The 19682-nt window shown below is 63.7% G+C and carries 19 protein-coding genes, 2 tRNA genes and 1 pseudogene; 14 read left to right on the top strand and 8 right to left on the bottom strand.

The window, feature by feature from the left end; all coding sequences use genetic code 11:
- Positions 1 to 428: pseudogene (locus RB623_RS26510) on the bottom strand (flagellar biosynthetic protein FliO); the annotation flags it as partial.
- Positions 429 to 733: 305 nt separating this feature from the next.
- Here RB623_RS26510 and cckA point away from each other — a divergent pair.
- Positions 734 to 3382, top strand: coding sequence for a cell cycle histidine kinase CckA (cckA, locus tag RB623_RS26515; RefSeq protein ID WP_308060125.1), 2649 nt, complete (start codon positions 734 to 736; stop codon positions 3380 to 3382).
- 51 nt (positions 3383 to 3433) lie between these two features.
- Entirely contained in the window at positions 3434 to 4132 is a 699-nt protein-coding gene (deoD, locus tag RB623_RS26520; RefSeq protein WP_308060126.1) for a purine-nucleoside phosphorylase, read from the top strand.
- Between the two features lie 3 nt (positions 4133 to 4135).
- On the opposite strand, the gene RB623_RS26525 is transcribed toward deoD, so the two are convergent.
- The 3 genes from RB623_RS26525 to RB623_RS26535 all read right to left on the bottom strand — a co-directional run bounded on the left by RB623_RS26525 (position 4136) and on the right by RB623_RS26535 (position 6229).
- Positions 4136 to 4558 (bottom strand): cytochrome c, encoded by a 423-nt coding sequence (locus tag RB623_RS26525; RefSeq protein ID WP_308060127.1) that lies wholly within the window; start codon positions 4556 to 4558, stop codon positions 4136 to 4138.
- A 20-nt stretch (positions 4559 to 4578) separates the two neighbouring features.
- Positions 4579 to 5841, bottom strand: a complete 1263-nt coding sequence (locus RB623_RS26530) for a PQQ-dependent sugar dehydrogenase (protein ID WP_308060128.1) — start codon at positions 5839 to 5841, stop codon at positions 4579 to 4581.
- Between the two features lie 82 nt (positions 5842 to 5923).
- Positions 5924 to 6229 (bottom strand): ribbon-helix-helix domain-containing protein, encoded by a 306-nt coding sequence (locus RB623_RS26535; protein WP_308060129.1) that lies wholly within the window; start codon positions 6227 to 6229, stop codon positions 5924 to 5926.
- A gap of 221 nt (positions 6230 to 6450) precedes the next feature.
- Here RB623_RS26535 and RB623_RS26540 point away from each other — a divergent pair, with 221 nt between their 5' ends.
- The 4 genes from RB623_RS26540 (at position 6451) to RB623_RS26555 (ending at position 10246) form a co-directional block, all read left to right on the top strand.
- Positions 6451 to 6846, top strand: a complete 396-nt coding sequence (locus RB623_RS26540) for a VOC family protein (RefSeq protein WP_308060130.1) — start codon at positions 6451 to 6453, stop codon at positions 6844 to 6846.
- 72 nt (positions 6847 to 6918) lie between these two features.
- Positions 6919 to 7458: a twin-arginine translocation signal domain-containing protein gene (locus RB623_RS26545; RefSeq protein WP_308060131.1), complete on the top strand. Its 540-nt coding sequence runs from the start codon at positions 6919 to 6921 to the stop codon at positions 7456 to 7458.
- A 71-nt stretch (positions 7459 to 7529) separates the two neighbouring features.
- The gene (locus RB623_RS26550) at positions 7530 to 9101 is read left to right on the top strand and encodes a GMC family oxidoreductase (protein WP_308060132.1); all 1572 of its coding nucleotides are present in this window, start codon (positions 7530 to 7532) and stop codon (positions 9099 to 9101) included.
- 206 nt (positions 9102 to 9307) lie between these two features.
- Positions 9308 to 10246 (top strand): alpha/beta hydrolase, encoded by a 939-nt coding sequence (locus RB623_RS26555; RefSeq protein ID WP_308060133.1) that lies wholly within the window; start codon positions 9308 to 9310, stop codon positions 10244 to 10246.
- A gap of 50 nt (positions 10247 to 10296) precedes the next feature.
- Here the strand turns inward: RB623_RS26555 and RB623_RS26560 are convergent, their stop codons facing one another.
- Entirely contained in the window at positions 10297 to 10479 is a 183-nt protein-coding gene (locus tag RB623_RS26560) for a DUF1508 domain-containing protein (RefSeq protein ID WP_308060134.1), read from the bottom strand.
- Positions 10480 to 10683: 204 nt separating this feature from the next.
- Here RB623_RS26560 and RB623_RS26565 point away from each other — a divergent pair, with 204 nt between their 5' ends.
- Positions 10684 to 10932 (top strand): ParB N-terminal domain-containing protein, encoded by a 249-nt coding sequence (locus RB623_RS26565; protein WP_308060135.1) that lies wholly within the window; start codon positions 10684 to 10686, stop codon positions 10930 to 10932.
- 23 nt (positions 10933 to 10955) lie between these two features.
- Positions 10956 to 11354, top strand: a complete 399-nt coding sequence (locus tag RB623_RS26570; RefSeq protein ID WP_308060136.1) for a GFA family protein — start codon at positions 10956 to 10958, stop codon at positions 11352 to 11354.
- Positions 11355 to 11403: 49 nt separating this feature from the next.
- Here RB623_RS26570 and bhcR read toward each other — a convergent pair whose 3' ends face one another.
- On the bottom strand, positions 11404 to 12228 hold the full coding sequence (gene bhcR, locus RB623_RS26575; RefSeq protein WP_308060137.1) for an HTH-type transcriptional regulator BhcR: 825 nt from the start codon (positions 12226 to 12228) through the stop codon (positions 11404 to 11406).
- A gap of 190 nt (positions 12229 to 12418) precedes the next feature.
- Here bhcR and gcl point away from each other — a divergent pair, with 190 nt between their 5' ends.
- The 3 genes from gcl to RB623_RS26590 all read left to right on the top strand — a co-directional run bounded on the left by gcl (position 12419) and on the right by RB623_RS26590 (position 16117).
- A complete protein-coding gene (gene gcl / locus RB623_RS26580) occupies positions 12419 to 14200 on the top strand; it encodes a glyoxylate carboligase (RefSeq protein ID WP_308060138.1) in 1782 nt (593 codons plus the stop codon).
- 71 nt (positions 14201 to 14271) lie between these two features.
- Positions 14272 to 15066, top strand: coding sequence for a hydroxypyruvate isomerase (gene hyi, locus RB623_RS26585; RefSeq protein WP_308060139.1), 795 nt, complete (start codon positions 14272 to 14274; stop codon positions 15064 to 15066).
- 166 nt (positions 15067 to 15232) lie between these two features.
- Positions 15233 to 16117, top strand: a complete 885-nt coding sequence (locus RB623_RS26590; protein WP_308060140.1) for a 2-hydroxy-3-oxopropionate reductase — start codon at positions 15233 to 15235, stop codon at positions 16115 to 16117.
- 703 nt (positions 16118 to 16820) lie between these two features.
- Here the strand turns inward: RB623_RS26590 and RB623_RS26595 are convergent.
- Complete coding sequence (locus tag RB623_RS26595; RefSeq protein WP_308060141.1) at positions 16821 to 17675, bottom strand: RNA methyltransferase; 855 nt, start codon at positions 17673 to 17675, stop codon at positions 16821 to 16823.
- Positions 17676 to 17852: 177 nt separating this feature from the next.
- Here RB623_RS26595 and RB623_RS26600 point away from each other — a divergent pair.
- Positions 17853 to 17937 (top strand) — tRNA-Tyr (locus tag RB623_RS26600).
- A gap of 33 nt (positions 17938 to 17970) precedes the next feature.
- Positions 17971 to 18044 (top strand) — tRNA-Gly (locus RB623_RS26605).
- 8 nt (positions 18045 to 18052) lie between these two features.
- On the opposite strand, the gene RB623_RS26610 is transcribed toward RB623_RS26605, so the two are convergent.
- Positions 18053 to 18610, bottom strand: coding sequence for an NADAR family protein (locus RB623_RS26610; RefSeq protein WP_308060142.1), 558 nt, complete (start codon positions 18608 to 18610; stop codon positions 18053 to 18055).
- A 146-nt stretch (positions 18611 to 18756) separates the two neighbouring features.
- Between RB623_RS26610 and RB623_RS26615 the strand changes: the two genes are divergently transcribed.
- Positions 18757 to 19467: a L,D-transpeptidase gene (locus RB623_RS26615; protein WP_308060143.1), complete on the top strand. Its 711-nt coding sequence runs from the start codon at positions 18757 to 18759 to the stop codon at positions 19465 to 19467.
- The last annotated feature ends 215 nt before the right edge of the window (positions 19468 to 19682 follow it).

Consider the following 19682-nt stretch of genomic DNA (forward strand, 5'->3'; position numbering starts at 1 on the left):
GAGGAAGGGCGCGGCGGCTCCGGCGCACGCCGAACGGGCGCTGGCGGCGGCGGCGCGGGCTGCGCGGGGACAGGTTGCGCAACCTGCGGCTCGCGCACCGGTTCGGCGGCCGGCGCCGGCCGACGCTGTTGGCCGATTCGGATGTCGCGCTCGACCACCAGGTCGGTCGGGCCGCCGATCAGGAGCAGGTGTTCGATATCGTCGCGACGCACCAGGATCAGCCGCCTGTGGCTGTCTACAGCGGTGGCGTCCATGACCGCCAGCCGCGTCTTGCGGTTGCGGCCGCCCGCCACGAACGTGCCGAAGGTCATGCTGCGGACGAGTTTTATGACGACCAGCAGGACGACGAGCAGCAGCAGGGCGAGCAAGGTCCACAGCACGGCCTGCGAATATCCTGGACCTGCAACCTCGTCCAACCAGTCCAGCATTTCGATTCCCGCATCATCGCCCAACCGCGGCGCGACACTAGAGCAAACCAGGCACGGATGGAACCTTTCTGGGACGATGGTTTCGGACTAGTTTGTCGGGTGAGCCGCGGCGTCGCGGGGGATGGCGATTCTGGCCGAAAAGCGGCTTTCTGGAGCTTTTTGCCTAGGTGCTTTTCAGGCTAAAGAAGATTTGATCAAGAACGAGATGGGCTGATTCCCGGTCATTCTGTTTCTCGTCTGGTGAGGCCATCCAAGCGGATTCGAAAAAGGGGCGGACACAGGAAAATGGCGGGGATCGCGCTCTGATGGCGAAGGACACGCGCGGGGATTTCTATCCCGTACCGATCGTCGATCAGGGCACGCGGCCCGGCGCCATCACCCGGCTGATCATCTTCATCGTCGTTCTGACCGGCGCTGCCATCGTTTTTGGCATCTTCCGAGAGCGGCTCGGCGATCCGTTCCTGCTCGGCATGCTTGGCGTTCTTGCCATGACCGGCGTCGGCTTCCTGTTCGCGGCGGCCATCGGCTTCGTGCAGATCGCCTCGCGCTCGACCACCGACGAACTGTCGAAATCCTTCATCGATTCGATGGCGCAGGGGCTGATCGTTACCGACAGCAAGGCGCGGGTGATCTATGCCAACCGCGCCTATGCCGACATGACCGGCGCCAGCAGCGCCTCGGACCTCAGAACCGTCGAATCGCTGCTGTCGGACATTCCGGAGGCGGCCGACACGATCTATCGGCTGGCGTCTGGATTGCGGGACGGGCAGGCGGGAGCTGGCGAGTTCCGAATGGCCCGGCCGATCCGGCCCGGCGCCGATGGCGGGCCACGCTGGTATCGTGCGCAGGCACGCACCTTCAAGGTGCCCGGCGAGCGGCAGCCGCTGTTTGCCTGGCAGCTTGCCGACATTTCGCGCGAGCGCGCCGAACAGGAGCGCTTCTTCCTCGACCTGCAGCAGGCGATCGACCATCTCGACCATGCACCCGCTGGATTCTTTGCCGCCGATGCCGAGAACCGCATCACCTATGTCAATTCGACGCTGGCCGAGTGGCTGAGCATCGACCTGACCAGCTTCACGCCCGGCACGATGACGCTCGGAGGCATCGTCGCCGGCGACGGCATGGCATTGATCCGCTCCGTCAAGGCCGATCCGGGCACCACACGCAACGCCGTGATCGATCTCGATCTCGCCATGGCTACGGGGCAGGCGCTGCCGGTGCGTTTCCTGCACCGGGTGACGGCCAATCGCGACGGCTCCAGCGGGGCGACGCGCACCATCGTTCTCAACCGTGCGCATGGAGAAGATTCGTCAAGCGATCTCAGGGCTTCCGAGAACCGCTTCACCCGCTTCTTCAACTCGACGCCGATGGCGATCGCCGGCGTCGACCAGCAGGGCCGGATCGTACGCACCAATGCGCCTTTCTTCTCGTTGTTTTCCACCATGGTCGACCGCGACGCGATCGACCGGCATGTGCGCTTCGATTCGATGATCCACCAGCGCGACCGAGCCGCCTTCGCGCTCGCGCTGGAGAAGGCGCGCCGCCGGCAGGCCGACATCGACCCGATCGACACTGTGCTGCCTGACAATGAGGAACGGCATGTCCGGCTTTATGTAAACGCCGTCGCCGACGGGACGGGCAGCGAGGACGCTGAGGAAGCGGCAATCGTCTACGCTGTGGAGACGACGGAGCAGAAGGCGCTGGAGGGCCAGATGGCCCAGAGCCAGAAGATGCAGGCGGTGGGCCAGCTCGCCGGCGGCATCGCGCACGATTTCAACAATGTGCTGACCGCCATCATCATGGCCTCGGATCTGCTGCTTACCAACCATCGGCCGTCCGACCCGTCCTTCCCGGACATCATGAACATCAAGCAGAATGCCAACCGCGCCGCCTCGCTGGTGCGGCAGCTCCTGGCGTTCTCGCGCAAGCAGACGCTGCGCCCCGAGGTGCTGAACCTCACCGACGTGCTGGCGGATCTGCGTATGCTGCTCGCGCGGCTGATCGGCAACGGCGTAAAGCTGAAGATCGACCACGGTCGCGACCTGTGGCCGGTGAAGGTCGACATCAGCCAGTTCGAGCAGGTCGTCGTCAACCTCGCTGTCAACGCGCGCGATGCCATGCCGTCCGGAGGCACGCTGACAGTGCGCACCCGCAATGTCGACACGGACGAATCGCGCGCCTTCGCCGCCCAGCACCGCGAACTCGACAATGGCGATTTTGTCTTGGTCGAGATCGAGGATACCGGAACGGGTATCGCGGCCGACGTTCTGAAGAAGATCTTCGAGCCGTTCTTCACCACCAAGGAGGTCGGCAAGGGCACCGGCCTCGGCCTGTCCATGGTCTATGGCATCATCAAGCAGACCGGCGGTTTCATCTTCTGCGACTCCGAAGTGGGCAAGGGGACGGTGTTCCGCATCTTCTTGCCGCGCTACGTTCCCGAAATCCGCGTGGTGTCGGCACCGGCGGCCGGTCAGCAAACCGCGCCGCTGGATATCGACCAGCAACCGACGGCCGAGGCTCCGGCCACGAACGGCGCGGCCAAACCTTCGCCAAAGCAGGCGGACGCCACGCGCGACCTCTCCGGCTCCGCAACCGTGCTGCTGGTCGAGGACGAGGACGCGGTGCGTATGGGCGGCATGCGGGCGCTGACCTCGCGCGGCTACACGGTGCATGAAGCCTCTTCCGGCGTCGAGGCGCTGGAAGTCTACCGTGAACTCGAGGGCAAGATCGACATCGTGGTGTCCGATGTGGTCATGCCGGAGATGGACGGGCCTACGCTGCTCGGCGAGTTGCGCAAGCTCGATCCGGATATAAAATTCATCTTCGTGTCGGGTTATGCCGAGGACGCGTTCGCCAAAAATCTGCCGGCTGAAGCGAAATTCGGCTTCCTGCCGAAGCCATTTTCGCTGAAGCAGCTTGCAACCGTCGTAAAGGAAGTGCTGGAAAGCGAGTAAGGGTTTCTACAGGATCGCATCGGGGACATCGCGGAGATGGTCGGGGGACCAATGACGCCGCACAACGAAGCTTCGCCGGGCGACTATGCGGAAACCGTCCTGGTTCCCGGCGATCCGCTGCGCGCCAAATGGATCGCGGAGACGTTTCTCGACGATTGCCGCCGCGTGAACAACGTGCGGGGCGCGATCGGCTTTACCGGTTTCTACAAGGGAAAACGCGTCAGCGTGCAGACGACCGGCATGGGTCGGCCGTCGTTTGCCATCTACATCCACGAACTGGTCGCATCCTACGGCGTGCGCACCATCATCCGTGTCGGCTCCTGCGGCGCGCTGACGGCATCGACGCCGCTGCGCGACATTTTCATCGCCGAAAGAGCGGTCATGGATTTCGACGTGGCCGCCGGCGACGCGATCGGCCGCCCGGACCCCGAGCTGGCGCGGCTGGCCGTGGAGGCGGCGCGCACGGCCGCGATCCCGTTCCACGCCGGCCCGATGGTCTCCAGCGACATCTTTTATCATCCGGAACCGGAGACACGTTTCGACCTGCCCCGCGAAAAGGGCATCACCGCCGTCGATATGGAGACGGCTAACCTGTTTGCGCTTTCGTCTGCCCTGGGGTTTCGCGCCGTATCTATCTGCACCATCGTCGACAGCCTGCTCACCGGCGAGGAGACCGCGCTGTCGGAGCGCCAGGAACTTTTCCGGACCGCCGCGATCGTCGCGCTGGACGTGGCGACGGCGATCGGCTGAGGCTTACTGTTCCGGCATCGTGGCCGTTATCGTGATTGCCTCGTACCAGGCGGCAAGATCGGCGACCTGCTTGTCGGACAGATCCTTGGCGACGATGGTCATCATCTCGTGCTGGCGCGCGCCCGAGCGGAACGCCTTCAACTGCGTCTGTAGGTACATCGCGCTCTCGCCCGCCAGGTGCGGCGCGATCGGCATCTTGGCAATGCCGTCGAGCCCGTGGCAGGTCTGGCACCGCTGGCCGGCGAGCGTCCTGCCGGCAGCCATGTCCTGCGCAGACGAGGGGGTCGCCAGGACGAAGAGCAGACCGACCGCCGACAAGGGCAGCGATCGCGTGAGCGGCGAAAAATTCTGATGTGACAACGGGCACTCTCCGGAACGCAGTTCAGTCGCTTCATCGACGGCATAGCGGCGGATGCCGTCAGGCATCCGCCGCTTCTCTGGGTGCGTCAGTTCGCGTAGGAGATGCGGTAGAGCGCACCGGCGAGGTCGTCGGAGACGAGGATCGATCCGTCCCTCAACTGCGCAACGTCGACCGGCCGTCCGAGATATTCGCCGTTCTCGTCGAGCCAGCCTTCTGCGAACACCTCGGTCGACCCGACGCTGCCGTCCTCGTTGACGGCAGTGAACATCACGCGGGCGCCGATCGGCGTGGTGCGGTTCCAGGACCCATGCTGGGCGGAAAAGATGCCGCCCCGATATTTTGCCGGAAACTGCGTGCCGGTATAGAAGATCATGCCGAGATCGGCGGCGTGGGCGTCCATCTCGACCGCCGGCATGACGATGTCTGGCGGCGGTTCCTCGCCCTTGTACTCGTTGGTGCGCACCTTGCCGCCGCCATACCAGGGATGGCCGAAATGCTGGCCGGCGGCGGTCTGCCGGTTCAGTTCGCCGGGGGGCGTGTCGTCGCCCATTCCATCCACCTGGTTGTCGGTGAACCAGAGTTCACCATTCTTCGGATTGAAGTCCTGGCCGACCGAGTTGCGGACCCCATAAGTGTAGACCTCGCGCCCCGTTCCGTCCTGGCCGATGCGGATGATGCCGCCGATGCCATGCTGGCGGAACAGGTCCAGCTTCTCCTTCGGCGCCACGTTGAAGGGCTGGCCGAGGGAGATATAGAGCTTGCCGTCCGGGCCGACGCGGCAGACGCGCGCCGTGTGGTTGTAGCTCACATCGTCGTCGGGCACGAGTTCGCCTTCCTTCACCACGTTGAAGGCCGCGACGTCAGGGCTCTCGTAGAAGAATTCGGCCGCGGGATAGGAAAGCACACGGTTCTGCTCGACGATATACAGCACGCCGTCGGGCGAGAAGCACGGCCCGTTGGGAAGCGCCTTGGCGAGCGACGGCGCGAAATCCTTGACCTCGTCGGCAACCCGGTCCTTGTCGCGATCCGTCACCGCCCAGACCTTGGTCTTGCGCGTGCCGACGAAGGTGACGATCCCCTGCGGGCCGACGGCCATGTGCCGGGCGTCCGGCACGATTGCGTAGAGGCTGATCGAGAAGCCATCCGGCAGCTTGATCTTTTCCAGGTTGCGCTTCAGCGCCTCGGCCTTCGAGCCGCCCTGGTCGATGACAGTGAAATCGGTGACGCCAGTCGTCTGGAACTTGCTCAGGCGATCGAGATTGTTGGGCGCCGGGGCGGCCTCCTGCGCCGCCGCAAATACGGTTCCGCCAAGCAGGAGTACCAAGGCGGTCGAGATGCTATGGATCATGACTTCCTCCCTTGCTTTTGGGAAGGAGAATCAGATCAGAGCGGCGGCCGTGGGTAGCAGCCGGCTACCACATCGAGACGAATCAGGCGGCTTTTCCGTGCAGTTCGGCTAAATCGGCCTGGGTCGGACGCCTTCCCTTGAGATAAAGCGCGCAGGTGGTGCGCAGCATCGACGCGAAATTCGGAATCTGGCCGTTGATCTCGAGCGCTTCGTCATAGAGTTTCGAGATGAATTTCGGCGTCGTCAGGCTCTGGTTAGCCGCGATCTCGTCAAGCAGTTCCCAGAAAGTCGATTCGAGCTGGATGCTGGTGGAATGGCCGGCGATGCGGATGGAGCGGTTGATCTGCTTGTAGCCCTCGGGGTCCTGTCCGGCGAATACCCTGCACATGATCTCCTCCTCGTCCTTGGTCTTGGCCAGATCGGCTGAAGACGGAGCCGATCGGCAGAGCTTCTCTTCCCAGAACATATTCCGCGCAAACGGCGTCCGCCGCAATCGGACTTTCGTCCGCCGGAGCGAAAGCCGTTCACAATCGTGGTAACCGGCTGCCACCACGGCCGGCCGCGCCGGCTCATAATCGGGCCCTGAGAATGCGTTGCAAGGAGACCGATTTGGCCAAGGCGATACACAGCATGATCCGGGTGCTCGACGAAGCGCGCTCGGTCGCTTTCTACGAGCAGGCGTTCGGGCTCGGCATCGCCGACCGCCTCGACTTCGAGACCTTCACGCTGATCTACCTGCGCAACGCCGAGGCCGATTTCGAGGTCGAACTGACGATCAACAAGGGCAGGACCGAGCCCTATGCGCTGGGCGACGGCTACGGCCACATCGCCTTCTCGGTCGACGATCTCGATGTCGAACATGCTCGCTTCGAGGCTGCCGGCTTTGCGCCGCGCAAGATCGTCGAGTTCAACCGCGATGGCACGCTGCTGGCGCGGTTCTTCTTCGTCGAGGATCCGGACGGCTACAAGATCGAGGTGCTGCAGCGGCACGGACGGTTTCGATAGCGGGACACGGGAGGGACGCCCGCCAGCCAGCAAGGGCGCCACGGGCGCCGACAGCAAGCAAGGGAGGTAATAATGGTCACGATCTATGACAGGCGGCCCGGCATTTCGCGCCGCGACCTGCTGAAGCGGGGAGGAGCCGCCGGTGTCGGCGCCCTGCTCGTCATCAGCGGCACGGCGGTGATAAGCCAGCAAGATGCCTGGGGCCTGGAAACGACGGCGCTGAAGCCGGAAACCATGGCGACCCTGATCCAGATGGCGCGCGACGTGTATCCGCACGACCAGGTGCCGGACAAATATTACGCCATCGCCGTCAAGAGCCATGACGAGGCGGCGGCCAAGGACGCCGCGCACAAGGATCTCATCGAAAAGGGCGTCGCCGACCTCGACCAGCGTTCGGGCGCCGGTGGCTATCGCGGCCTCGGCTGGGAGGAGGAGCGCGTCAAGGTGCTACGCCAGATCGAGGAGACGCCGTTCTTCCAGGCGATCCGCGGCGGGCTGGTTGTCGGTCTCTACAATCAGAAGGAGGTCTGGCCGATCTTCGGCTACGAGGGCGAATCCTACTCCAAGGGCGGATACATCGCGCGCGGCTTCGACGACATCGAATGGCTCTGACGGCGTTCGGCCGGCCGCCGCACAGGCGGCACCATCCAAGCGAATGAAATCAGAGCCTTTGGGAGGAAACCATGGCTGCACCTTATGATCTCAACGACGACAGCGTTGTCGTCATCATCGGCTCGGGCGCCGGCGGCGGCACGCTCGGCAGCGAGCTTGCCCAGAAGGGCATCGATACCGTCATCCTCGAAGCGGGACCGCGCGTCGAATATGATGCGTTCGTCAACGACGAATGGGACTCCTTCGGCCAGCTTGCCTGGAAGGATATGCGCACCACCGGCGGCACCTGGCGGGTGGCGAAGGATTTTCCGAACCTGCCGGCCTGGATCGTCAAGGCGGTGGGCGGTTCCACGACCCACTGGGCCGGCGCATCGCTGCGCTTCCAGGAGCACGAGTTCAAGACGCTGACCCACTACGGGAAGATCGAGGGCGCGAGCCTGCTCGACTGGCCGATCTCGCTCGCCGATCTCGAGCCTTATTACGCCAAGGCCGAGGACAGGATGGGCGTGACCCGCACCAACGGCATCGAGGGTCTTCCAGGCAACAACAACTTCAAGATCATGAAGGCCGGCGCCGACAAGCTCGGCTACAAGGACTGCCACACCGGCAACATGGCCATCAATTCGGCCGAGCGCGACGGCCGCAACTTCTGCCAGCAGACGGGCTTCTGCTTCCAGGGCTGCAAGTGGGGCGCAAAGTGGTCGACGCTCTACTCCGAGATCCCGAAGGGCGAGGCCACCGGCAAGCTCGAGGTGCGGCCGAACGCCCAGGCGGTCAAGATCGAACACGACGCCTCCGGCAAGGTGACCGGCGTGACCTATGCCGACAAGGACGGCAAACTCAGCACCCAGAAGGCGCGCATCGTCGCGGTCGCCGGCAATTCGATCGAGAGCCCGCGCCTGCTGCTGAACTCGGCTTCCAGTATGTTCCCAAACGGCCTTGCGAACTCGTCCGGCCAGGTGGGCAAGAACTACATGCGCCACACCACCGGCTCGGTCTACGCGATCTTCGACAAACCCGTGCATTTCTACCGCGGCACCACCATGGCCGGCATCATCCGCGACGAGGCGAAACACGACACGTCGCGCGGTTTCGCAGGCGGCTACGAATTGGAGACGCTGGCGCTGGGCGTGCCGTTCATGGCGGCCTTCCTCGATCCCGGCGCCTGGGGCCGGTCCTTCACCACGGCGCTCGACCACTACGACCACATGGCCGGCATGTGGATCGTCGGCGAGGACATGCCGCGCGACGTCAACGCGGTGACGCTCGACCCCGCCGCCAAGGACGCCTTCGGCATGCCGGTGGCGCATGTCAGCTTCACCGACCACGCGAACGACGAGGCGATGCGCAACCACGCCTACCGCCAGGGCGCGGCGCTCTACGACGCTGTGGGCGCAACCCGCACTTTCCCGACGCCGCCCTATCCGTCGACGCACAACCTCGGCACCAACCGGATGAGCGACAAGCCGAGCGAAGGCGTCGTCAACAAGTTCGGCCAGGCGCACGACATCAAGAACCTGTTCGTCTCCGACGGCAGCCAGTTCACCACCGGCGGGGCGGAGAACCCGACGCTGACCATCGTGTCACTTGCCATTCGCCAAGCCGACTACATCGCGCAGGAGATGAGCGCCAAGAACATCTAACGTTGACCGTACCTCCCAAGGTCGGCTGGCCGGCGCGAATTGCCGAAAGGCGTCGCGCCGGCTTTTTGTTCGCAGGATCAACAGCTTGCAGACCTGCTATGATTTTCCGGATGTCTGCCTGTCGGGATCAGCCACCCGCGAACGTCCTCGTGGCATCGAAGCAGTTTTGGGTCGAGCATCTGCCGGCCAGCCACGGGAGACAAAAAATGTTCAAAGCCGCCCTTATCACGCTTTTTGCCGCCGCCACGACGCTGGCCGTTCCAGCCGCCGCGCAGGCTCAGGAAGCCGCAAACTCCAAGGCCGAAGTCGCTTCCGTGAAGAGCGGATATGTCGAGGCCGGCGGGATCAACTACTATTATGAAATTCACGGAACCGGAGAGCCGCTGCTGCTCCTGCATGGCGGGCTGGGCACGACCGGCATGTTTGCGCCGATCCTGCCGCAACTGGCCGCAAACCGCACGGTGATCGGCGTCGACCTGCAGGGCCACGGCCGCACCGCACTCGGCGAGCGCCCGATCAGCCTGGAGGCCATCGGCGACGACATGGCGACGGTCGTCAAGGCGCTGGGCTACGACAAGGTCGACGTGCTCGGCTATTCCTTCGGTGGTGGCGTCGGCTTCCGCCTCGCCGTTCAGCATCCCGAAATGGTGCGCCGGCTGGCGCTGGTCTCGGCCGGCTACGCACAGGACGGCTTTTATCCAGAAATGCGCGCCCAGCAGGTGCAGGTCGGTGCGGCCATGGCGGAGTTCATGAAGGACACGCCGATGTACAAGTCCTATGTGGCGGTGGCGCCCAAGCCGGAGGATTTTCCAAAGCTGCTCGACCAGATGGGCAACCTGATGCGCACCGAATACGACTATTCGCCCGACGTGGCGATGCTGAAGATGCCGGTCATGCTGGTGTTCGGCGACAGCGACATGTATCGGCCCGAGCACATCGTGAAATTCTACCAGATGCTCGGCGGTGGCTTGAAGGATGCCGGCTGGATGCGCGAAAACCTTTCGCAGAACCGGCTGGCGATTATCCCCAACCGCACCCACTACGACATGTTCTTCGCGCCCGAACTGGCGGGGACGGTGCTGCCCTTCCTCGACGGCGAGACGGCGGTGAAGAACTGGGACGACGTGGTGAAGGAATCGCAGTGATCCACTCTTGAGCCGGCTAACAGCCGCGCGAGAAGAAGCCTGCACGCCGCCTATTGCGGCGTGCAGGTCATGCCGTTGCGCTGCGCATTGGCGACGCAGTCGCTTCTGTTGGAATAGCCCTGGGTCGACGATCCCACGATGCGGCCGTTCGAGGCCGTGCGCCGCCAGCGCCAGCCGTCGGTCGACTGGTAGATCTCCCAGGTGTCGCCGTTCCTGTCCGTGCAGCTTGCCATCGTCCCGCTCCATGAGGTCAACCGCTGCGGCGTAGGTGATTCCCGGGGAGCACTCCACGAATTAACTGCAACCTTGACGGGTAAAAATTCTATACATGGTTGTATTCGGCATCGATCCGACCGGCGGCGGATTGCTGGTCCAAGACGAGAACCTTGGCGTTTCGCGTAGCGGGCCGTAAGCTGTTTGCCCGCGCTGGAGCCGCCATGCTGAGAGTTCAAAAAATCCCGATCGATTCCATCTATGTCCCGTCCGCGCGGCGCAAGACACTGCATCCCGAGACCGTGCGCATCCTGGCCGAGGACATCCTGGAGAACGGCATGAAGATACCGATACAGGTCCGGGCGGATGGTGACCGGCATGTGTTGGTCGAGGGGCTGCACCGGCTGGAGGCGGCGAAATGGCTCGGCGAGACCACAATCGACGCGTATCTGGTGCATGCGCGCCGGCACTGAGAGCCTCTTGGGGGACTTTATCGATGACCAACTATCGCGGCGGGTGCCTGTGCGGCGCGGTGCGCTATCGTGCGGAGGCCGAACCGATCAACCAGCGCGTCTGCCATTGCCGGCTCTGCCAGAGGGCGATCGGCGCCGCCTTCAATGCGCGCATCCTGTTTCGCATCGACGACGTGATTTTCGACGGTTTGGTGGCGACCGTGCATTCCTCGCCGGACCTGAAGCGCGGCTTTTGCCCGAACTGCGGCACCACGATCTTTTCCCGCCGCGATGCCGCCGGCATCATGGGGATCACCACCGGATCGCTTGACGATCCGTCGGTGTTCAAGCCGGAAATGCACATTTTTACCGCGTCGAAGCAACCCTGGGTGAGCGTCGACGACGGCTTGCCGCACTATGAGGGCGCCCCGCCACCGGCGTGAGCGGAAGCCCTTGTAACGTGGCCCGCCCGAACTCCTGATCGCCGAGCCTCTAAATCGCCGATACGCGCCCCCCGATCATCCCGGTGATCTCGGCCGCCGCCGCGCGCACCATCGGCCCGAACTCGGCCACTCGCTCCGGCGTGACGCGGGCGGTGGGGCCGGAGACGGAAATACCTCCGATCGGCTCGCCGAACTCGTTGAAGATGGCCGACGCAACGCAGCGCATGCCGGGAAAACGCTCCTCGTCGTCGAGCGACCAGCCGCGCCGCCGGATTTCCGCGAGATCGCCGGTCAGGGCAGGGGCGTCGGCCAGCGTCTTGCCGGTAAAAGCTTCCAGACCGGTGCGACGGACGATCTGCGTGACGCGTTCCGCCGGCAGATTCGCCAGCACCGCCTTGCCGATGCCGCTGGCATGAAACGGGCTGCGGGTGCCCGGCCGGAAGAAGGCGCGGATCGCCTGATGCGTCTCCACCTGGCTGATGAAGACCACGCAATCATCCTCCGCCAGGCCGAGATTGGCAGTTTCGCCGGTCTTTTCCATCAGGTCCTGCATGACGATGCGGGCGCGGTCGGCCAGCTTTCTGCGGCGCAGGAAGGCAGCGCCCATGCGGTAGGTGGCGACGCCGATCGACCACAGTTGTTCGCTCTTCTCGAACTCGACCATGCCGTGACTCTCCAGCGTGGTCAGCATGCGGTAGGCGGTGGACGCGGCGATGCCGGAGCGCTCTGCGACCTCGCTCAGCGACAGTCCGTCAGCCTCGGCGACGATGGCCAGGATGCGCAGCCCGCGGTCGAGCGACTGCACCGCGTTGGCCTCGGGCGAGGCGTTGAAGGCACGCGGCCGGCCGCGCTGGCGCTTTTCGGGTGTCTGCATGACATCAAAATAAAAAACTTTTCTGGATTTCGGCAACACAATTCTCTGGAAAACAGATTTCCTTTTTAGATCAATGTCTAAAGAGGCATTTCATAAAATGAAAAAATATTCTGAAAAAATTGAAAAATGGGCGTGGCTCTGGCATTCTCGCACCATCTCAAACGCATTCGGAACAAGGAAAGGGCCGGCCATGCCGAAGATGCGCGCTGTCGACGCCGCTGTTCTCGTCCTCGAAAAGGAAGGCATTTCCTGCGCTTTCGGCGTGCCGGGCGCGGCGATCAATCCGTTTTACTCGGCACTCAGGGCGCGCGGTACGGTGCGCCACATCCTGGCGCGCCATGTCGAGGCCGCCTCGCACATGGCTGAAGGATTTACGCGGGCAAAAGCCGGCAACATCGGGCTTTGCATTGGTACCTCCGGTCCGGCCGGCACCGACATGATCACCGGCCTCTATTCGGCCTCCGCCGATTCCATTCCCATCCTCTGCATCACCGGGCAGGCGCCGCGCGCCCGGCTGACCAAGGAGGATTTCCAGGCGGTCGACATCACGGCGATCGCCGCACCCGTCGCCAAATGGGCGGTCACCGTCATGGAACCCTACCAGGTGCCGATGGCCTTGCAGAAAGCGTTCTACCTGATGCGTTCGGGGCGTCCGGGACCGGTGCTGATCGACCTGCCGATCGATGTGCAGCTTGCCGAGATCGAATTCGACATCGACGCCTATGAGCCGCTTGACGTCGGCAAGCCGGCGATGACGCGAAAGCAGGCTGAAAAGGTCCTGGCGCTGCTGAATGCGGCCGAAAGGCCGCTGATCGTCGCCGGCGGCGGCATCATCAATGCAGATGCCTCCGACCTGCTTATCGAATTCGCCGAGATCACCGGCGTGCCGGTCATCCCGACGCTGATGGGCTGGGGCGCGATCCCCGATGACCACAGGCTGATGGCCGGCATGTGCGGGCTACAGACCTCGCACCGCTACGGCAATGCAACCATGCTCGCCTCGGATTTTGTCCTGGGCGTCGGCAACCGCTGGGCCAATCGCCACACCGGCTCGGTCGACAAATACCGGGAAGGCCGGAAATTCGTGCATATCGACATCGAGCCGACGCAGATCGGCCGCGTCTTCGCACCCGACCTCGGTGTCGTCTCCGATGCCGGCGCGGCGCTAAAAATGCTGCTGGACGTTGCCACCGAATGGAAGACGGCGGGAAAACTGCGCGACTGGTCGGGCTGGGCCAAGGAATGCCAGCAGCGCAAGAAGACGCTGAAGCGCAAGACGCATTTCACCGAGGTGCCGCTGAAGCCGCAGCGCGTCTACGAGGAGATGAACAAGGCTTTCGGCCGCGACACCACCTATGTCTCGACCATCGGGCTTTCACAGATCGCCGGAGCGCAATTTTTGCACGTCTACAACCCGCGCAACTGGATCAATTGCGGCCAGGCGGGACCGCTCGGCTGGACGCTTCCGGCAGCGCTCGGTGTGCGCGCCGCCAATCCGGATGCCGAGATCGTGGCGTTGTCGGGCGACTACGACTTTCAGTTTCTGATCGAGGAACTGGCGGTCGGCGCGCAGCACAAGCTGCCCTATATCCATGTGGTCGTGAACAACGCTTATCTCGGCCTGATCCGCCAGGCACAGCGCGGTTTCCAGATGGACTTCGAGGTGAGCCTCGCCTTCGAGAACGTCAATCGCGGAGAAGGAGCGGAGCCCGGCTATGGCGTCGACCATGTCGCCGTCGCCGAGGCGATGGGCTGCAAGGCGATCCGCGTGCGCCGGCCGGAAGACTGCGCGGCCGCCTTTAAGGAGGCGAAGCGGCTGATCGCCGAAAACCAGGTGCCGGTCGTCGTCGAGTTTATTTTGGAGCGCGTGACCAACATCTCGATGGGAACGGAAATCGACGCCATCGTCGAGTTCGAGCAACTCGCCGAGCGCAACGAGGACGCCCCGACGGCGATCGCGCTGCTCGACTGACGGGCAGGGTGCTGTAAATAAACGATCTATCGACGTTCACGCTCGTCGCATCATCCATTCCGGAGGCTCAAATGCCGCGTTTTTCGGCCAATCTGTCGATGCTATTCACCGAGCACGAGTTCCTCGACCGTTTTGACGCCGCCGCCCGCGCCGGCTTCACCGGTGTCGAATATGTCGGCGCTTACGACCATGCGCCGGAAACGGTGGCGGCGCGGCTGAAGAGGAACGGGCTGGCCCAGGTGCTGTTCAACCTGCCGGCCGGCGACTGGGCCGGTGGCGAGCGCGGCATCGGCTGTCTGCCGGACCGCGTCGACGAATTCCGCCGCGGCGTCGACACGGCCATCGCCTATGCCAGGGCGACGGGCTGCGGGCAGGTGAACTGCCTGGCCGGCATCGCTCCGGCGGGCGCCGAGCGTGCCGCGCTGGAAGACGTGCTGGTCGAGAACCTGCGATACGCCGCGCCGCGCCTGGAGGAGGCCGGCATAAGGCTGCTGATCGAGCCGATCAACGTTCTGGACATCCCCGGCTTCTTCCTGAACACCTCGGCCCAGGCGCTGAAAATCATCGAGCGGGTCGGCTCGGACAATCTCTATCTGCAATACGACATCTATCACATGCAGGTCATGGAGGGGGATCTCGCCCGGACGATCGAGAAGAATCTCGGCCGCATCGCGCATATCCAGCTTGCGGACAATCCCGGCCGTCACGAGCCGGGGACGGGCGAGATCAACTATCCGTTCCTCTACGAGCATCTGGACCGTATCGGCTATGCCGGCTGGGTCGGCGCCGAATACAAGCCGAAGGCCGGCACCGAGACCGGGCTGGGCTGGTTCAAGGCGCTGGCCGGCAGGAAGAGCGCGGCCTAGCGAATTTCCCTCTCCGTTCAGGGGAGGGTGGCCGCGAAGCGGCCGGTGGGGTCATAGCGGCCAGTCTCCACGCCAGGAAAACGTCGAGCACTGCCGCGGCGACCCCACCCGCCTCGCTACGCTCGGCACCCTGCCCTCAAGGGGGAGGGAAGAACCGGAGAGCATCATGCAAACGATCGGCTTCATCGGACTGGGCATCATGGGCACGCCGATGGCAGGACACCTGCTCGATGCCGGCTACAAGGTGGTGACGTCCGACCACAGGAAACCGGCGCCGGCGGAGCTTGTCGCCAAGGGGCTGAAGACCGTCTCCGGCCATGCGGCGGTGGCGCAGGCCGCCGACATCGTCATCACCATGGTGCCGGACACGCCACAGGTGGCCGACGTGCTGTTCGGTGAAAACGGCGTTGTGGAAGGGCTTTCCAAGGGAAAGCTCGTCATCGACATGAGCTCGATTTCGCCGATTGCCACCAAGGAGTTCGCGGCAAAGATAAAAACGCTCGGCTGCGACTATCTCGACGCGCCGGTGTCGGGCGGCGAGGTCGGCGCCAAAGCGGCGTCGCTGACGATCATGGTAGGCGGTTCTGACGCGGCGTTCGAGCGGGCAAAACCGGTGTTCGAAAAGATGGGCAAAAACATCACGCTGGTCGGCGACAACGGCGTCGGCCAGACGACGAAGGTCGCCAACCAGATCGTGGTCGCGCTCACCATCGAGGCGGTCGCTGAGGCGCTGGTGTTCGCCTCGAAGGCGGGCGCCGATCCGGCGAAGGTCAGGCAGGCGCTGATGGGCGGGCTGGCCGCGTCAAGAATCCTCGAAGTGCATGGCGAGCGCATGGTCAAGCGCACCTTTGCACCGGGTTTCCGCATCGAATTGCACCAGAAGGATTTGAACCTCGCGCTGGAGGGCGCGAAAGTGCTCGGTGTCTCGCTGCCCAACACCTCGACGACGCAGCAACTGTTCAATTCCTGCGCGGCCAATGGCGGTGCAAAGGAGGATCATTCCGCACTGGTCCGCGCGCTGGAGCGCATGGCGGGTCACGAGGTGGGATGACACCCGCCCAGTGAAAACAGCTCGAGACGATCAATCCCGCGAGCAGGATGACCCGACCGACCCGCAATTCGCCGGAGCGACGCCGGGCTGGCCGGCGAGATTCTGACAGCCGGCCAGCATGGACAGGGCCGAGCCGGCGATAAGCAAAATTCCGAGAAACCGTCGCATCTATCCAACTTCCTTGTCAGCCCGCATCGAGCACGGGATGGTGATCCCAAATAGGCGCCGGAGATCTGAAGCCAATAGTTGCAGGCGAGTGTCGGTCTGCAAACTCAAATGGCGGTGAACCGCGCTCAACGAGCGGCGAGAAATCTCCGCTGCGTAAAGCACTATCGCCGTCGCGTCAGACACGTTGAACCGAAGGGCCGGGCGTGCCGAACGAGCCTGGCCGACCCCCGGCGTATGTCGGGCGGACATCAGCCCCGACCCGGGACCATCAGTGTACAGAGCAGGAGGAGCCGACCGATGCGCAGCTCGTCGGGACGTAACCGGGCTGGCCGGCGAGGTTCTGGCAGCCGGCCAAGGCGCTCAGGGCGGAGCCGCCAACAATCAGCATTTTGAGAAACCGTCGCATGTGCGAACTCTTCGGTTTATTCCGCGCAGTTCAGCGCGGGATGGTGCGCCCACATCCGTCCTCGGCCGATAATTATGGGTGATATGCCGGTCGGCAAGCCTGCGACGGCGGTCGACCGTATCACTCCTGTCAACGTACCGCCAAAAACTTCCTCGCCGCATAAAGCGCCACGGCAGCCGCGTTGGAGACGTTGAGCGAACGGATGGCGCCGGGCATGTCGAGACGGGCCAGCGCCGTCACCGTCTCGCGCGTCTTCTGCCTGAGACCCTTGCCTTCGGCGCCCAGCACCAGCGCGATGCGGGGGGCGGCAAAGGTTTTTTCCAGTTCGGCCGGCCCGCCCGAATCGAGCCCGACCGTCTGGAACCCGGCCTCATGCAATTCGCCGAGCGCTTCGGCCAGATTGCGCACCTCGATATGGTCAATGTGCTCCAGAGCGCCGGAAGCGGATTTGGCCAGCACGCCCGATTCGGTCGGGCTGTGGCGCTCCGCGGTGATCAGCGCGCCGGCGCCGAAGGCCACGGCCGAGCGCAGAATGGCGCCGACATTGTGCGGATCTGTCACCTGGTCGAGCACGACGACGAGACTGGTCTCGCCCAGCGCCGAAAGCGGTTTTGGTTTCAGCGGCAGAGCGTCGATCATGACGCCCTGATGCACGGCTTCCGAGCCGGTCACCTTGTCGATGTCGCGCGGCTCGACCAGTTCGGCCGGAAAGGGCAGGGCGGCGAGGTCAGCTATGCCCAGCCGCTCCAGCGCGTTGCGCGTCACCAGCATTTTCCGGATTTTTCGCTTCGGATTGTCGAGCGCGGCGCGCACCGTGTGGAGGCCATAGAGCCGCACCAGCCCATCCGGTGGCGCATCGCCGGCCGGGGTGGCGGGGCGCGGGCGATGCTTCGGCGGGCCACCCGCTTTCTGGTCGCGATGCGCGCGCCTCAGCTTTGCGTAATGGGTGTCCTTGGGCGTGCCGGATTTCTTGTCGTCGGTCATTCTCCGCCTATAACCGGGATGCCGCGCATTTCACAGGCGGGCCTCTCCGAAATTGCCGTCGATTTCGAAGTTGGCGTGGTTGACAGGATTTGGCCGGCCCTCCATAAGGCGCTTCGCTGTTTCCGGGCTATTTGTTCCGGTTCGGCACGCAGCCTCGAAAGCAGGCTCCGGATGGTAGGAAGGGTGCCCGAGTGGTTAAAGGGGACGGACTGTAAATCCGTTGGCTCAGCCTACGTTGGTTCGAATCCAACCCCTTCCACCACCTCCGGATCTTGCTGTAAGGATGCTGCGCGGCGCGGGTGTAGCTCAATGGTAGAGCAGCAGCCTTCCAAGCTGAATACGAGGGTTCGATTCCCTTCACCCGCTCCAACCTTGTTCTAAGACGTTTTGCCGCCAAGCTCGTCGCGAGCCTCCATCAGCGCGAAACCCAGCAGGTTCTCGCCGCGCCACAGCAGCGGGTTCTCCACGCCCGGATCGTCCGCGGCCATACCGATGCCCCAAATCCGGTCGACGGGACTTGCCTCGACCAGGATCCGGTTGCCGGTGTTCAGTAGAAAATCCTTCAATGACGGATTCTGACCGAACTTGGCGATACTGCCGGCCAGCACGATGCGATATTTTTCCTTGTTCCAGAGATCGTTGTTGAAGCCCAAAACCTTGCGGCCGAGTTCCTTCGCCTGTTTCGGGCTGGACGCAGCCAGGATTCGGTCTGCCGATGCGAGGTCGTCGAACAGCAACGCCTTCTGTCGCATCATCCAGTGTTCGGCGGTGGGGTATTTGCGCCCGTCGACCAAAAACGGCGCCGGCCACCATTGGCTGAAGCAGGAAGGCGAAAGCATTCCGTCATTCGACGGTCGACGACCCCAGAAGAACAGGAAACGCAGCTTGGCCTTCCGCCTGTATTCGGTTTCCAGCCACGCGCGATTGTATTTCACAAAGTCCTCCGCGCCCTGAATTGGGCCGATCCGCGTCGCTGACCCGACAGGCACACGCGGTCGCGTTTACGCAAAGCCGCCGCTGTTTAGCTGAAATTAAACCATGTTGCGACATGATGGATCCGTTCGAGTAACGAGTGCTTGCCATGTCGCGTAACACCAATCGCCAGGACGTATCGACCTTCACCCGCCGCGCGATCCTTCTTGCCGCCGGTTCGACGACGCTTGCCGCCTGTTCCCCTTCGCTCGAAGGGGCAGGACTCGACATGACATCCACCGGCTCGATCCGGCCGAAGATCAGCGTCGACCCGGCCGTCACCAATCCCGCCGTCATGTATGCCTCGGTCACCGAGGGATCGTTCGTGCTGCCTGCGGTTCCCTACGAAAAGATCCCGCGCGAATTCCGCCGCCAGATCGTGCAGGACCCGACCGGGGAGGCGCCCGGCACCATCGTCGTCGACCTGAAGAACCATTTCCTCTATCTCGTGCAGCCAGGCGGCGACGCGCTGCGCTACGGTGTCGGCATTGGCAAGGCTGGCTTTGAATGGTCCGGGCGCGCCAACATCCAGTACAAAAAGCAGTGGCCGACCTGGAAGCCGCCGGCGGAAATGATCGCCCGCAAGCCGGAACTGGTGAAATGGGCCAATGGCCAGCCGGGCGGCATAGACAATCCGCTCGGCGCACGCGCGCTCTATATCTTCAAGGACGGTCAGGATACCGGCTACCGAATCCATGGCTCACCGGAATGGTGGACGATCGGCCAGAACATGTCGTCTGGTTGCGTGCGCATGATCAACCAGGACGTCATCGACCTCTACAACCGCGTGCCCGGCAAGACGACGGTGGTCGTCGGCTGAAGTTTTCTCCGAGCTGCAAAGCGGTCGGCGAGGATCATCCTGGCGGCCGCCTGTTCTTGATCCTTCGCGCGTCACTTCCTACCTGACGGACTTCTCCCGCCGAAACGAAGCGCGGCTGGCCTTGACAAGGGCGTTCCCCCTTGTCTTTTGGCCGCGTTGTCGCTAATCGGCCCCATCAAAGCCGACCTCGCAAGCTGACGCCAAGGAAAGAGCAG

It is taken from the genome of Mesorhizobium sp. LHD-90 (assembly GCF_030929505.1).
Lineage (GTDB): Bacteria > Pseudomonadota > Alphaproteobacteria > Rhizobiales > Rhizobiaceae > Kumtagia.

Bases quoted from the DNA above. Each gene is read 5' to 3' on its own strand.
- cckA (WP_308060125.1), top strand. From the start codon at position 734: ATGGCGAAGGACACGCGCGGGGATTTCTATCCCGTACCGATCGTCGAT.
- deoD (WP_308060126.1), top strand. From the start codon at position 3,434: ATGACGCCGCACAACGAAGCTTCGCCGGGCGACTATGCGGAAACCGTC.
- RB623_RS26525 (WP_308060127.1), bottom strand. From the start codon at position 4,558: ATGCCTGACGGCATCCGCCGCTATGCCGTCGATGAAGCGACTGAACTG.
- RB623_RS26530 (WP_308060128.1), bottom strand. From the start codon at position 5,841: ATGATCCATAGCATCTCGACCGCCTTGGTACTCCTGCTTGGCGGAACC.
- RB623_RS26535 (WP_308060129.1), bottom strand. From the start codon at position 6,229: ATGTGCAGGGTATTCGCCGGACAGGACCCCGAGGGCTACAAGCAGATC.
- RB623_RS26545 (WP_308060131.1), top strand. From the start codon at position 6,919: ATGGTCACGATCTATGACAGGCGGCCCGGCATTTCGCGCCGCGACCTG.
- RB623_RS26550 (WP_308060132.1), top strand. From the start codon at position 7,530: ATGGCTGCACCTTATGATCTCAACGACGACAGCGTTGTCGTCATCATC.
- RB623_RS26555 (WP_308060133.1), top strand. From the start codon at position 9,308: ATGTTCAAAGCCGCCCTTATCACGCTTTTTGCCGCCGCCACGACGCTG.
- RB623_RS26560 (WP_308060134.1), bottom strand. From the start codon at position 10,479: ATGGCAAGCTGCACGGACAGGAACGGCGACACCTGGGAGATCTACCAG.
- RB623_RS26565 (WP_308060135.1), top strand. From the start codon at position 10,684: ATGCTGAGAGTTCAAAAAATCCCGATCGATTCCATCTATGTCCCGTCC.
- RB623_RS26570 (WP_308060136.1), top strand. From the start codon at position 10,956: ATGACCAACTATCGCGGCGGGTGCCTGTGCGGCGCGGTGCGCTATCGT.
- bhcR (WP_308060137.1), bottom strand. From the start codon at position 12,228: ATGCAGACACCCGAAAAGCGCCAGCGCGGCCGGCCGCGTGCCTTCAAC.
- gcl (WP_308060138.1), top strand. From the start codon at position 12,419: ATGCCGAAGATGCGCGCTGTCGACGCCGCTGTTCTCGTCCTCGAAAAG.
- hyi (WP_308060139.1), top strand. From the start codon at position 14,272: ATGCCGCGTTTTTCGGCCAATCTGTCGATGCTATTCACCGAGCACGAG.
- RB623_RS26590 (WP_308060140.1), top strand. From the start codon at position 15,233: ATGCAAACGATCGGCTTCATCGGACTGGGCATCATGGGCACGCCGATG.
- RB623_RS26595 (WP_308060141.1), bottom strand. From the start codon at position 17,675: ATGACCGACGACAAGAAATCCGGCACGCCCAAGGACACCCATTACGCA.
- RB623_RS26615 (WP_308060143.1), top strand. From the start codon at position 18,757: ATGTCGCGTAACACCAATCGCCAGGACGTATCGACCTTCACCCGCCGC.